14 protein-coding genes are annotated in these 12,793 nt (G+C 43.8%); 5 read left to right on the top strand and 9 right to left on the bottom strand.

The window, feature by feature from the left end; genetic code table 11:
* Together F6K53_RS27075 and F6K53_RS27070 are read right to left on the bottom strand one after the other, a co-directional pair.
* Window positions 1–723, bottom strand: a 723-nt coding sequence (locus F6K53_RS27075; protein WP_293082760.1) for an Rpn family recombination-promoting nuclease/putative transposase, incomplete at its 3' end; no start/stop codon positions are given.
* 207 nt (window positions 724–930) lie between these two features.
* A complete protein-coding gene (locus tag F6K53_RS27070) occupies window positions 931–1,890 on the bottom strand; it encodes an Rpn family recombination-promoting nuclease/putative transposase (RefSeq protein WP_293082757.1) in 960 nt (319 codons plus the stop codon).
* A gap of 152 nt (window positions 1,891–2,042) precedes the next feature.
* Between F6K53_RS27070 and F6K53_RS27065 the strand changes: the two genes are divergently transcribed.
* Window positions 2,043–2,741, top strand: coding sequence for an acetoacetate decarboxylase family protein (locus F6K53_RS27065; protein WP_293071495.1), 699 nt, complete (start codon window positions 2,043–2,045; stop codon window positions 2,739–2,741).
* Between the two features lie 22 nt (window positions 2,742–2,763).
* Here the strand turns inward: F6K53_RS27065 and F6K53_RS27060 are convergent, their stop codons facing one another.
* Window positions 2,764–3,291 (bottom strand): tetratricopeptide repeat protein, encoded by a 528-nt coding sequence (locus F6K53_RS27060; protein ID WP_293071494.1) that lies wholly within the window; start codon window positions 3,289–3,291, stop codon window positions 2,764–2,766.
* Window positions 3,284–4,045, bottom strand: a complete 762-nt coding sequence (locus tag F6K53_RS27055; protein WP_293071493.1) for a transporter substrate-binding domain-containing protein — start codon at window positions 4,043–4,045, stop codon at window positions 3,284–3,286. The genes F6K53_RS27060 and F6K53_RS27055 overlap by 8 nt, the downstream gene beginning before the upstream one ends.
* A 234-nt stretch (window positions 4,046–4,279) precedes the next feature.
* Between F6K53_RS27055 and F6K53_RS27050 the strand changes: the two genes are divergently transcribed.
* Window positions 4,280–4,420, top strand: a complete 141-nt coding sequence (locus F6K53_RS27050) for a hypothetical protein (RefSeq protein ID WP_293071492.1) — start codon at window positions 4,280–4,282, stop codon at window positions 4,418–4,420.
* Between the two features lie 36 nt (window positions 4,421–4,456).
* Here F6K53_RS27050 and rplT read toward each other — a convergent pair whose 3' ends face one another.
* The 4 genes from rplT to trmB form a co-directional block, all read right to left on the bottom strand.
* Window positions 4,457–4,810, bottom strand: coding sequence for a 50S ribosomal protein L20 (gene rplT, locus F6K53_RS27045; RefSeq protein WP_008186586.1), 354 nt, complete (start codon window positions 4,808–4,810; stop codon window positions 4,457–4,459).
* Between the two features lie 65 nt (window positions 4,811–4,875).
* Window positions 4,876–5,073 carry a 50S ribosomal protein L35 gene (gene rpmI / locus F6K53_RS27040; RefSeq protein WP_071107370.1) on the bottom strand — a complete coding sequence of 66 codons (198 nt, stop codon included), beginning with the start codon at window positions 5,071–5,073 and terminating at the stop codon, window positions 4,876–4,878.
* Between the two features lie 66 nt (window positions 5,074–5,139).
* On the bottom strand, window positions 5,140–6,432 hold the full coding sequence (locus tag F6K53_RS27035) for a hybrid sensor histidine kinase/response regulator (protein WP_293082754.1): 1,293 nt from the start codon (window positions 6,430–6,432) through the stop codon (window positions 5,140–5,142).
* A 126-nt stretch (window positions 6,433–6,558) separates the two neighbouring features.
* On the bottom strand, window positions 6,559–7,200 hold the full coding sequence (gene trmB / locus F6K53_RS27030; protein WP_293019419.1) for a tRNA (guanosine(46)-N7)-methyltransferase TrmB: 642 nt from the start codon (window positions 7,198–7,200) through the stop codon (window positions 6,559–6,561).
* A 360-nt stretch (window positions 7,201–7,560) separates the two neighbouring features.
* Here trmB and F6K53_RS27025 point away from each other — a divergent pair, with 360 nt between their 5' ends.
* The gene (locus F6K53_RS27025) at window positions 7,561–8,670 is read left to right on the top strand and encodes a metallophosphoesterase (RefSeq protein ID WP_293071490.1); all 1,110 of its coding nucleotides are present in this window, start codon (window positions 7,561–7,563) and stop codon (window positions 8,668–8,670) included.
* Window positions 8,671–8,737: 67 nt separating this feature from the next.
* Here the strand turns inward: F6K53_RS27025 and F6K53_RS27020 are convergent, their stop codons facing one another.
* Window positions 8,738–10,144 carry a FecR domain-containing protein gene (locus F6K53_RS27020; protein ID WP_293071489.1) on the bottom strand — a complete coding sequence of 469 codons (1,407 nt, stop codon included), beginning with the start codon at window positions 10,142–10,144 and terminating at the stop codon, window positions 8,738–8,740.
* Window positions 10,145–10,924: 780 nt separating this feature from the next.
* Between F6K53_RS27020 and F6K53_RS27015 the strand changes: the two genes are divergently transcribed.
* Both F6K53_RS27015 and F6K53_RS27010 read left to right on the top strand, forming a co-directional pair.
* On the top strand, window positions 10,925–12,109 hold the full coding sequence (locus tag F6K53_RS27015) for a hypothetical protein (RefSeq protein WP_293019414.1): 1,185 nt from the start codon (window positions 10,925–10,927) through the stop codon (window positions 12,107–12,109).
* A gap of 173 nt (window positions 12,110–12,282) precedes the next feature.
* Window positions 12,283–12,793, top strand: a 511-nt coding sequence (locus tag F6K53_RS27010; protein ID WP_293082751.1) for an FAD-dependent oxidoreductase, incomplete at its 3' end; no start/stop codon positions are given.

Below are 12,793 nucleotides of genomic sequence, written 5' to 3'. Positions count from 1 at the left end.
CTCTTGGGTACTCAGGATACTGGCTTCGTCACGCTTGTTGTTGATATAACGCTCATAAGCTACTCGTTCTTGTTCTGATAAATTATTAACTCGTAGCGCCTCCTTGGCTTCGGCTATTCCTTTGGCAGAAAATTCCGCTTTGATGTCGCTGTTTTTCAGAAAATAAATCCATTCATCTAAGGGGTTTTTCGCTAAATCCTTAAAATTCCTTACTTTCAGCAGGTAGTATTCTGGGAAGATATCTGCTACTTTATTGATGTGAAATTTAAATTCCTGAGTTTTTGTCGGTTGCAGGATATCCCCGAGATTAGCCCCAATGAACTCTCCCCGATAGGAATAAATATAGTCATCTCCCATTCCCAGGTTAAAGTAGACTATATTGATTGAGTAGACTTTTTTAATTTGACCGTACTCTTGACCTTTGTCTAAGTATTCGGTGACTAACTTAGACGCACCGTAGAGCATACGGTGGAAATAATCGTGTTGAGGGTTGTTTTGTACTTCAATCAGGATCAGCTCGCCATCAGTGGTTTCAGCGAGAATATCAACCCGGTTAGTTTTATCATCGAGGGTCTCTTGATTAGCTTCGCTTTCGAGAAGGGTTTTGATGGTAATATCAAAATGCAACAACTCGCTTAAAAACCCTTCCAAAACACCAAAGTTAGCTTTATTCCGCAGCAGTTTTTTGATTGCCCAATCAAAGCGAATATGTGTATCTGGCATTGTCTTGTGCTGGTGCTACTGTTCTCAATTATCTCGATTATAGGTAAATTTTACTAAAAAATACCCTGTGCCCAGGGAATCGGGAAGAGGTAAATCTTGAACGTCATTCACCCAAATCTGGCCAGGGGAACCCCATTAAGGAAGAAAGAGTGAATGGTGAATGGTGAATTACAAATCCGCGCATTCTAAATTCGCGCATTCTAAATTCTAAATTGATTCAATCTCTTCCCGAGAAAGTTGGGTGATTTTCATAATAGTCTCCACATCTAAACCTTGTTCCCGGCAGGAACGGGCGACTGCTATTTTTTCTTCTTTTTTTCCTTGTTGTTTTCCTTGTTGGATACCTTGTTGAATACCTTCTTGTTTTCCTTGTTGGATACCTTGTTGCATCCCTTTTTCCATCCCTCGAATTTCTGCCTGTTCCACTTGCCATTTGGTCTCAAGCTCTTGGGTACTCAGGATACTGGCTTCGTCACGCTTGTTGTTGATATAACGCTCATAAGCTACTCGTTCTTGTTCTGATAAATTATTAACTCGTAGCGCCTCCTTGGCTTCGGCTATTCCTTTGGCAGAAAATTCCGCTTTGATGTCGCTGTTTTTCAGAAAATAAATCCATTCATCTAAGGGGTTTTTCGCTAAATCCTTAAAATTCCTTACTTTCAGCAGGTAGTATTCTGGGAAGATATCTGCTACTTTATTGATGTGAAATTTAAATTCCTGAGTTTTTGTCGGTTGCAGGATATCCCCGAGATTAGCCCCAATGAACTCTCCCCGATAGGAATAAATATAGTCATCTCCCATTCCCAGGTTAAAGTAGACTATATTGATTGAGTAGACTTTTTTAATTTGACCGTACTCTTGACCTTTGTCTAAGTATTCGGTGACTAACTTAGACGCACCGTAGAGCATACGGTGGAAATAATCGTGTTGAGGGTTGTTTTGTACTTCAATCAGGACAAGCTCGCCATCCGTGGTTTCAGCGAGAATATCAACTCGGTTAGTTTTATCATCGAGTGTCTCTTGATTAGCTTCGCTTTCCAGAAGGGTTTTGATGGTAATATCAAAATGCAACAACTCACTTATAAACCCTTCCAAAACACCAAAGTTAGCTTTATTCCGCAGCAGTTTTTTGATTGCCCAATCAAAGCGAATATGTGTATCTGGCATTGTCTTGTGCTGGTGCTACTGTTCTCGATTATCTCGATTATATGTAAATTTTACTAATTGACTAAATTGGTAATTTTTATCATAATCGGCATAATCTTGGATTCCTTTCACAAAAATCAACGGATTAAGCATTTTACCTAGAGGATGTTCCGATGACTTACCCAAACCCACCCTGGACACTACAAGGCTACGCCATCCAAACCTTGCAGCTGATTGATATTGAGCGAGTGCGATCGCTAATTCCCCCAGAATTTGACATCGTCTCCCTCTGGCCAGGAAAGACTCTAGGTGGGGTGTATCTATCCCTGTACGGCTCAGGGTCAGTCCTAGAATACAGTGAATTAATTGTAGTTGCTGGCAGAGTGCGCTATTCCCGCAAAACTGGCGGCTGGATTTCCCACATCTACGTCGATAACCACGATTCTGTCGCAGGTGGTCGAGAAATTTGGGGATTACCAAAAGAGATAGCTGAGTTCACCTGGGAAAAATGCGAACGACCAAAGGTCACGCTACGCGAACGCCCTACCAGATATCAACATCGGGTCACCGTCCGTCAAGGAGAGAATACCCTGTGCCGCTTCAGCTACAATCACGCTAAGTTTGGCTGGCAAGTCCCTCTAAATGACAATGTCTTAAGCACCCTCTCAGGCAATATTCTCTACTTCAACGGTGATTTTAAATCCCGCTTAGGCTTAGTGGGTAGCCAGTTAGAGGTCCCACCTGAGAGTCCCTTTGCCAATCTAGCGCTCAAGCAACCATGGTTAACCCTTGATATGGATAAGCTGTGCTTAATCGCTGGTGTACCAGAAGTAGTAGGACAACTAAATTCATCCTTGATAATTCATGCTTGATACTTGATACTTCTGACTTTATTCAAGCTGGTGTAACCAAGCGTTTCCGGAGAGATTCTGCTCGACGCTTAGCGGTAGAATTCTTGGGGTCATACTTGAGCGCCTCATCATAAGCTTCTAAGGCTTGAGCTGTTAATTGCTTGCGCTCGTAAACATGACCGAGATTGTTGAGGGCTGTGACATATCCAGGCTCTTGCTTCAAGGCTTCTTTGTACTGGCGAATAGCCAGATCATACTGTTCTTTGGCACAATAGGCGAAACCCAAAGCATTATAGACAGGAGCAAGGTTTTCGTCCTCAGCATCAGTCCCTTTCAAGGCTTTTTGAAATAGTAGGATAGCTTGACCAAAGAGCTTCTTGTCCGCATAAATACTGCCCAATTCATAATACTCTATAACCGTCCCCCGGTCTTTTTGCAGCTTTTTTTCCAACCGAGAGAGAGTGGTTTCAATTTTACGAGTTTTGAGAACTTGGCGCAGCACAGCGACAGTAACACCAGCAAGTAGGACTAGCAAAACTGAGAGATAAATAGTTGGCAGTGTATCATTCATAAGGCTTGACAGTTTTTCTTCTTAATGGTAATCCCCAAACAGTTGCTCGTTGAGCTAACCAACCATCTGCTTGCCAGCGTGCGATCGCATTATTCACGCGCTGCTTTAGCTTGGTGTATTGTAACCCCTTAGGCATCACCACACACAAGGCTTCACCCGAGAGCCACACTGGTAGCATCCGATACTCAGGATAGTCTTGTACCCAGCCACTGAGAATGCTCTTATCGGCAGCAAAAGCATCAGCCCTACCATTTTCTAAAAGCGATCGCGCTTCTTGGTAGGAATCTACTCCCACCACCCTAGATTCCGGTAAAGCATACTGCACGACGGCAATTGTGCTAGAATGATTGAGTATGGCGATGGTTCTGCTATGGAGATCACCCAATCTGGTAATTAAGGGGTCTTTAGTAATCAAACCCGTGCCATCCAGGTAGTAGGGGATACTAAAATCCACTAATCGGCGGCGAGGTGCTGTGGCTGTGACTCTAGCAATTGTCAGGTCAACTTCACCGTCCAAAACCACCTTAAGTCGGTCAAGATTTCCCACCTGCTGCAACACCACCGCATCAGAATTACCTAACAGTTCTTCTGCTAGACGTCGTGCTAAGTCAATTTCCAATCCTTGTAACTTGCCATCGGCATCCCTATATCCCAAAGGGCGCAGATTATCTTTGACAGCAACTATCAACTGACCCCGCTGCTCTATTTCCTCAAGTTGAGCACTCCCAACCCGTAACGGTGTCAAAAAAGACATCGCCGTCAATCCGAATACCATACCAAAGTTGAAGAATTTTTGCTTAAGCATCGGTTGGGGAATCAAAATTGGTAAAGAAATTGGTAAAAATGTAAGGTATTCCCTGTGAATTCAGGAACTTAACTGAACAAGAAATACCCAATTAAATACCAATTAAATACCAATTAAAGATACTAAGTGAAGAGGGGTGAGCTAACTATTATAATCTATAATAATCAAAATAACCAAAGTTTTTTGATCACCCGACAACTTAATCCTTTACGGATTACCTATTTACCCAAAACCCAAGTTTTTCAGCTTGCTAAGCATTCAGCCGTCAGCGATTGGCCTTGGCCTATGGCCACGCTACGCGAATGGCCAAAAGCTGAAGGCTGACCGCAGACGCGCGTAGGGTGCGCGTAGCGCATATGCTTACTCAGCTTTAGCCGCTAATTCCACCACTTTGTTAAAGCTATCTGGATCCAGCACTGCCAGCTGTGCCAACATCTTGCGGTTAATTTGGATATTGGCTTTTTTCATTTGACCCATCAGCTGGCTGTAGCTAATGCCATTTTGACGTGCTGCTGCGTTAATGCGAGTAATCCACAGACGTCGAAAATCCCGCTTGCGCTTGCGGCGATCACGATAGGCATTCCGCAGCGCTTTCATCACTTGTTGGTTAGCAATGCGGAAGAGTTTCGAGTGGGAACCTCTGAACCCCTTAGCAAGTTTGAGAATTTTTTTGCGCCGCTTACGAGCGACATTACCGCGTTTTACCCGTGTCATGGTTAATTCTAGCTAGTTTGTTTACTTTAGTAGTAGTGTTAGCAGTAATGGTCTACTGTTAAGATTTACATATAAGGCAACATCAGGCGAACATTATCCGCATCCCGTTCGTCTACCAAGCTCAGCTTAGACAAGCGTCCCTTCCTTTCTGAGGTCTTGTGTTCTAGTAAGTGATTTTTAAACGCTTTGCGGCGTCTTATTTTACCACTGCCAGTAGCTCTAAAACGCTTGGCAGCTGATTTGCGGCTTTTTAGTTTAGGCATTGACGGATTATAATAATGGCACAATTTATTATTGTATACCAATTGCTGCGTAATTAAGTGACCGGCTTATTCCTCTTCTGGTAAATTCTTGGGCAAGGTGATGGTAAAGGTTGTTCCGACACCCACTTCACTTTCCAAGTGAATCTTACCACCGTGGGAGTCTACACAACTTTTGACAATTGATAACCCTAGTCCTGTTCCTGGGATTATACCCACATTACTGGCACGACTAAAAGACTCAAACAATTTTGGTTGGTCTTCTTTAGGGATGCCAATACCTTGATCAATTATCTGTAATATGACTTTCTCTTCATCTCCGTTTAGTTGTACTAAAATAGTCCCACCATCGGGAGAATATTTAATGGCATTGGAGATGATGTTAGTCAGAATTTGTCGAAGGATTTTGGGGTCTCCTAATATTGGCTCCCAGTCTCTTTCACTACTAAATATTAGCCGATGTTTAGCCCCAAGGCTTGATTTAATTGGGCAGAATAACTCCTGACAAAATGTTACTAAGTTCAAAGCAACTGGTTTCAATTCTAACTTATCGAATTCTGCTTGATTAATGAATAATAAATCATTGACTAGGGTAGTCATATGTTTGACCGCAGCTTGGATCCGCCAAAAATGTTTAAGTTGCTGAGAATCAGTAAATTTATGACGGTACTTTTCTAGGAGTTCCACAGAGGATAGAATTGTCATTAAAGGTGTACGGTACTCATGGGATATGGTAAAAATAATCCGAGATTTAAGATCACTGACTTCTTTTTCACGCTCCAGTGATTGACGCAATTGCGATTCCAAGTTCCGTAGCTGTTCTAAGTAATCTCTTAGTTCCACTGTGCGAGCTTGGATTCTGGTTTCAAGTTCTTGATTGAGGGCTTCTAAAGCAGCTTGAGCGGAAATGCGATCGCGAATTTCCTGTTGCAGCAGTTGATTTTGCTCAATCAGTTGTGTTTGTAGCTTGTGCAGAGTCAATTGATTCTCCACACGGGCTAAAACTTCCTCAACCTGGAATGGCTTGGTGATATAGTCAGCACCACCAACAGCAAAGGCTTTCACCTTGTCCCAAGTTTCATCCAAAGCACTGATAAAGATTACTGGAACTCCCTGAGTTTTTTGATTAGATTTCAGCTGTTTACAGACCTCATAGCCATCGATCTTTGGCATTATAATGTCGAGTAAAATCAAATCCGGTGGATCAGACAATGCTGATTCCAAGGCAAGTAGTCCATCGATCATGCTCCTAACCTGATAGCCTTCCTCAATCAGGATGGAAGATAGCAGCTGCAAATTGGTTGGTGTGTCATCCACAACCATAATTTCTGCCTGAGTTGCCTCAGCTTGATGGTTATTCATGCTTTAATTAGGTAGAGCGAACCATAGGGGAGAAGCAAATTGGGCAGGAGCATACAGACCAGTAGCCCGCTGATCTGATTGAATCAGAAGGCGGTTTGGCTACCAGTGTTCCTACTCCACGATTCCTTAAACATCATCACGGCGAAAGAACAACATTCGGTACACAGGTTCACCACGAGCGAGGGTGGAAATTTCCCGTTCAGTAGCCACTGGCAGGGGGTTGGTTGGCAGCCAAGCAGTCTCTGGCCGGTAGAAGACTGGATGAGCATCGAAACGCGATCGCATTTCCACTGCCACTTCCTCCACATCGGATTGTAGAAAGACCTCCCCTCCACTGGTCAAATAAGCCCCTAGAGTATCAACCAAGGTGGGCTGCACTATACGTCGTTTGGCTTGTCGCTTCTTGAACCAAGGATCAGGAAATTGAATAGTGACGCGCTGCAAGGCACCAGGGTGCCAAGAGCTAAAGAGTGAATCTATAGAACTATTAGCATTACAGAACAAAAATAGGAGATTGCTCAACCCTAAATCCACCACCTTACTGTTGGCTTGTTTTACCAATGGTTCCCGAATTTCTAACCCCAAAAAATTCCAGTGGGGTTGTTGTGTTGCCATCTGCAATAAAAATTCCCCTCTCCCGCAGCCAATATCCAGATGTAATGGAAGAGCCGTTTGGGCATAAACTTGATTCCAATCCGGAGGACTCACCGGCATCTGATATTGCTTGCTAAGTGGATTAACGTGTTGTCGCACTCGGACTCTAGCCAACCTTAGCACCTCCTTACTTTACTCAGGGGATGGGGGATCAGGGATTAGGGGTTATATCCCTAATCTAGTTGTAAATGTGATATCTAGGTGCGCGCCTTAAGCGGGCGAGTAAATCGCCCTTGGGTCGCACCTCAATGAAGGCAATTCCGACTCATCTGTATTTATCCTAAATGTAATCTTTAAAGTTTTTTATAGACTAAAGCCTAATTATGTCAGGCTAAATTAAAGATTATCCATTATTGTTTAGGTGAGCAGTTAAATGTAACCTAAACAAGGAGTTGTAATGGTATAACAGCAAACGTCATGAGCGATAATTTTAATAATAATTAATCTAGGGTTTAATCAAGAAAAGTTTTAGCTATGAGTTTAAATTTTCGCTTTGCCGTGGTAAGTGACCTACATATCGGGTTACCCCAAACCATCTGGGATCATCCCAATCGGTTTCATTTGGTAGAAGTTAGTATTCCAGTCCTAGAAAGGATTCTGGAGGATTTAGAGCAGAAAGCCTTGGATTTCCTCCTCCTACCAGGAGACTTAACCCAGCATGGTGAACCAGACAATCATGCCTGGTTACAAAAGCGATTGAGCCAGTTGCCTTTTCCAGTGTACGTCGTACCTGGAAATCATGATGTCCCCAATATCTTACCCAATGAACACTCGATTGGACTAAAGGAATTTCCTTACTACTATCGCCAATTTGGTTATGAAAATCCCGAGCAGTTGTACTATACCTGTGAAGTTTTGCCTGGAGTACAGCTGATTGGGTTAAATTCTAACCAGTTCGATACCGGTGGTAAACAGGTAGGGCGTCTTGATCAGCAACAGCTGATCTGGCTTGAGCAAGTGCTTTCCCAGTGCCAGGATAAATTGGTGCTGGTGATGGTGCATCACAATGTGATCGAGCATTTGCCCGATCAAGCTAACCATTCCTTGGGACATCGGTATATCTTGGAAAATGGTCCAATATTACACAATATTCTCAAAACTGCTGGGGTCAATCTACTCTTTACAGGTCACTTGCATGTACAGGATATCGCCTATCAAGAGGGAGTCTACGAAATCACCACAGGTTCATTAGTTAGCTATCCTCACCCCTACCGGATATTGCAGTTGTGTACCGATAATCAAGGAAAAAGATGGTTACAAATTGAATCTCATCGAGTGGAGTCAGTCCCTGGTTGGGAAAACCTACCCCAGATATCTAGAGAATGGATGAGCGATCGCTCTTATCCATTCATGGTGAAACTCCTGACTTCTCCCCCCTTAAATTTACCGTTACCAGATGCCCAGAAACTTGCTCCGAGTCTACGCTACTTCTGGGCTAATATTGCTGATGGTGATGCTGTATTCAACTTTCCTGAGTTTCCTACCCCAGTTCGTCGCTATTTTGAGTCATTTAGCTGCCATACCAGTGATGGTAAACCTGCTCTGATTGATAATCAGACCACTCTGTTGCTGACAAAAAACTAATGACTAAGACGGCTTTTCTTGAATAAATTCAAGCACTACAACTAACCTGATAAGCTCAGGGATTTCCTCAACCAGGGAAGCCATCCTCTACTCCTTGACCTTGACCAGGGAAGCCATCCTCTACTCCTTGACCTTGACCAGGGAAGCCATCCTCTACTCCTTGACCTTGACCAGGGAAGCCATCCTCTACTCCTTGACCTCGACCAGGGAAGCCATCCTCTACTCCTTGACCTTGACCAGGGAAGCCATCCTCTACTCCTTGACCTTGACCAGGGAAGTCATCCTCTACTCCTTGACCTTGATCCGGTAGCTGAACAGGAATTTCCGGTTCACGCTCACGCTCCGGCTCCGGTTCCGGTTCTGGCTCGGGCTCGGGCTCGGGCTCAGGCTCAGGTTCCGGTTCCGGTTCCGGTTCCGGTTCTGGTTCTGGTTCTGGTTCCGGCTCAGGTTCCGGTTCCGGCTCGGGCTCGGGTTCTGGTTCTGGTTCTGGTTCCGGCTCTAGTGGTTTGTCAACGTCTTCGGGATCCAGTTCAACAGTTTCATCCTCCTGCTCAGTGTTAAGAAACTCACCGGTTTCCAAGGTAGACCTGATATCTAACTGGTTAACCTGATCAGTGATATCGGCATTGGAATTCTCAGAACCCACATCTTGATCGAAGACATCAACACCACCATCAATCACACTAAAATCAGCACTGGGAAACTCGTCCGATTCACTCCCCCGAAGACGAATGAAAGTAGGATTAACAATTATGTTGTTGCCAATAATAGGAACTTGCGCCTCTAGAGCATCTGCAATTTCCCCTCGCACTAAATCCAAAGCTTGATCTGGACTATCCGCCGGTCCTGTCTGGGTCAAATTCAGCCCTTTGACTAATTCACTGGTTTCATAAAACTCTCTGAGGTCAAATTCATAAACCTGCTCAATTTGATCCTCGGTTATAACCACGATCTGCCCAGCTTTTAATTCCTGAACTTGAGAACGAGTGCGATTATAGACCACAATACCGCTATTGGTCAGAGCTCCAACAATTGTTGTATTGGTATCAGATATATATCGCATGAACAGAGCTGACCCCCTAATCCCAGCCACGGCATTGGGTGTACGCACTCGAGTTTTACCCCGATCTGGAGGAATTAACAGCAGTAGTGTGCCATTAGATAGCTCAAAGGTACGACTTCTAGGTATAAATCGAAAGACAGCTAACTCTCCTTGTCGGGCTAGGGAACCATCATTGAAGCGCAGTTGAGCCATGGAGGAGCGAGCTGTTACCAGTGCATCTCCTATCGTCATGGCATCAGATGGACGGGCTGGTCGAGCTGACTGATTTTGAGGAATCAATCGCACTCGGTTACGTAGCTTCTGTAGCACAGCACTAGTTAAGGGAATTTCGGCACTGACTGGTTTAGAACAAATTAGTGAATTAACGCTCCATAGAGAGATGGAAAGTAGTAGGACTGTCTTGCGAAACACGGGGCAACTCCAATAGCTCAAAGGTCAGTATTGTCAGGTAGTTGAGAGGTCAGCATTCAGCTAATGCGCTACAGATGGTGCTACTTGAGGTGCTATCAGCTGATTTAACAGAGATTAAACGAATGCTTAGCTCTTTTCTTGATGCAGTCGCGCTTTAGACCCTGGAACTTTCCCGATCAGAACCTCAAGTAGCGTGGGTGGCACAGGCTTTGGCCTTGGCCTTTAGGCCACGCGGGGCGCGTTTGGCCACGCTGTGCGAACGACGCGCTTGAGGTAGCGCATTAGCTGATAGCTTACGGGGCTTTGGCGTTGCCTTCTCGAAGAGTAGGTACAAAACTCTCCTATACGACATTCTGTAGGCTCTAAGTCAAGTCAGGATATTTTTTCTTCAGAGTAGTATGAAATACAGGTTAGTCAATCCTGAAAACACCGCTGGTGGTTAGTAATTATTAGCTGGGAGAAAAATACCCTACCTGCATTGATCAATTTTGGTAAGCTGTTGCTCATTTAACTTGTCTATTTTTTAGTCAGGGAGCAGAAATCCCCCCTAACCCCCCTTAGTAAGGGGGGAAGGGAGCCTCGGAGCAGGGAGCAGGCCAAAAATACTGTGTACCTCATTGTTAGGAAAAACCCTGTAGACCGCTCACAGCTTAGCAACGACTATTCTAGAGTAATGAGTATTAAACTATCATGATTGAACTTTATTATTTTTTTTAAAAAAAAATTAATGTTTATTATCTTAATTTGTTATTAATTTAACGATATTTTTTTAAATTAAATATGGTTTCAAAAAATAAAAAACATCACGACAACTCTGAGGATGATCATCCTCCCCAGCACCAGATTAAAAAAACCTATTTAGCTACTTTGGGACATCTGATTTTCTTAAGTACACTGACCATCAGTAAACCCGCTTGGTCTGGATGTTACCCCATAGACAGTATTTCCCATCAGCCAGCAGTCAGTTTAGTTTTTAGTGGTACAGAACACCAAGCTAATACTGATCAGGTAAAACAGCATTGTACTCCTAAGTTATCTCAGGTTAAAATCGGGAGTGGTGGAGAACTATTATCTTCCTTTGTTGTCAGTGAGCATTCATCGAGTTCTAGCTCAACTGAGGTAGTTGACAGGTCACAGATATCTCAAGGTAAACCTGCTTCTGGAGATAATAGTTCAAACTCAGATTCCAACGCTAATGATGGAGACCCGGAACTGGGGGTGCTCCGTTTGCGGCTCCAAGAAAAACCACCGACTCCCCCTAAACCTACAGTATATTTACAGGGTAGAGTCAGTTATTTCAGAAGCGATAATATTTTCGCTGGAGTCGATCCAGTTGATGATGGTCTGTTGAGACCAGGACTAACCCTATTAGCTGTACCATCCCTCGGACCTGACACTAAGCTCATAACCTCAGTAAGTGGTAATATAGTGCGTTATGGAGATAGATCCCAACTTGATTATAATCAACTGAAAGTTAACCTAGGAGTTCGTCAGAAGTTATTGAAAAGAACCTATGGGGAGTTAGGATGGAGCAATCAACAGTTATTCAAGCAAGAGGGAGGCGATCGCTTCGCTCATTATAATTCTGTATATCTTAGACTCAGCCGACGGGATTGGTTAGCAAAGGACTTAGCCTTAGATACGTCCTATAAGTTAAACCTACGTTTTGCTGATCCAGAGACACGCTCTAAGATTAGTAATGTTTTCAGAGCATCTTTAGCCTATTACCCCTATCCCCGATTTAAAGCAGCTCTTAGTTACCAACTTGCCTTATCTGATTATACCGAAAGGGAACGGTATGATAACTATCATCAGTTAATTGGTCGTGTCAGTTATAAGATTTCTAGTAATAGTCAAATTTATTTGTATGCTGGACAAAGCTTTGGTTCTTCTTCCAACTCCAGAATTAATTTTGATGGGACAGTTTTCGGTACAGGTATGAGTTTTAATGTACCTCTGTTTTGATAAAGTCAGGTTGTACGCTTTTCAGCAGTCAGCAGTCAGCAGTCAGCAGTCAGCTGAATTCTTACCTCCAAAGCGCCCCTATTCACAATTTAAATGTCTTACAACATTCGCTAAGTTGTATATGGTATACTCAGTTATACTGAAAACGTAGTCGTTATGAGTTTGTTTATCAGATGTCCAACTCCTCTGTAGAAAATCTTGTCATCATCGGTTCTGGTCCTGCCGGTTACACAGCAGCGATTTATGGGGCACGAGCTAACCTGAAACCCTTAATGTTTGAAGGCTTTCAAGCTGGGGGAATCCCTGGTGGACAGCTGATGACTACTACAGAAGTAGAAAACTTCCCTGGCTTCCCAGAGGGAATCACCGGACCTCAATTAATGGAACGGATGAAGGCTCAAGCAGAACGCTGGGGCACTGAATGCTATACCGAAGATGTGATCGTTGTAGACTTAAGTCAGCGTCCCTTTACTGTCCGCTCTGAGGAACGGGAAGTAAAAACCCATAGTATTGTGATTGCTACCGGGGCGACAGCGAAACGGTTGCATTTACCCAGCGAAGCTCAGTACTGGAGTAATGGGATCTCAGCTTGTGCCATCTGTGATGGTGCATCTCCCCTTTTCAGTGGTAAGGAAGTGGCGGTAGTCGGGGGGGGTGACTCAGCGGCAGAGGAAGCTGTATATT

The sequence above is a fragment of the Moorena sp. SIO4A1 genome, from assembly GCF_010672065.1.
Classification (GTDB): Bacteria; Cyanobacteriota; Cyanobacteriia; order Cyanobacteriales; family Coleofasciculaceae; genus Moorena.
Note: the sequence above shows the minus strand (reverse complement) of the source record. Positions and strands in the feature narration are given on the sequence as shown.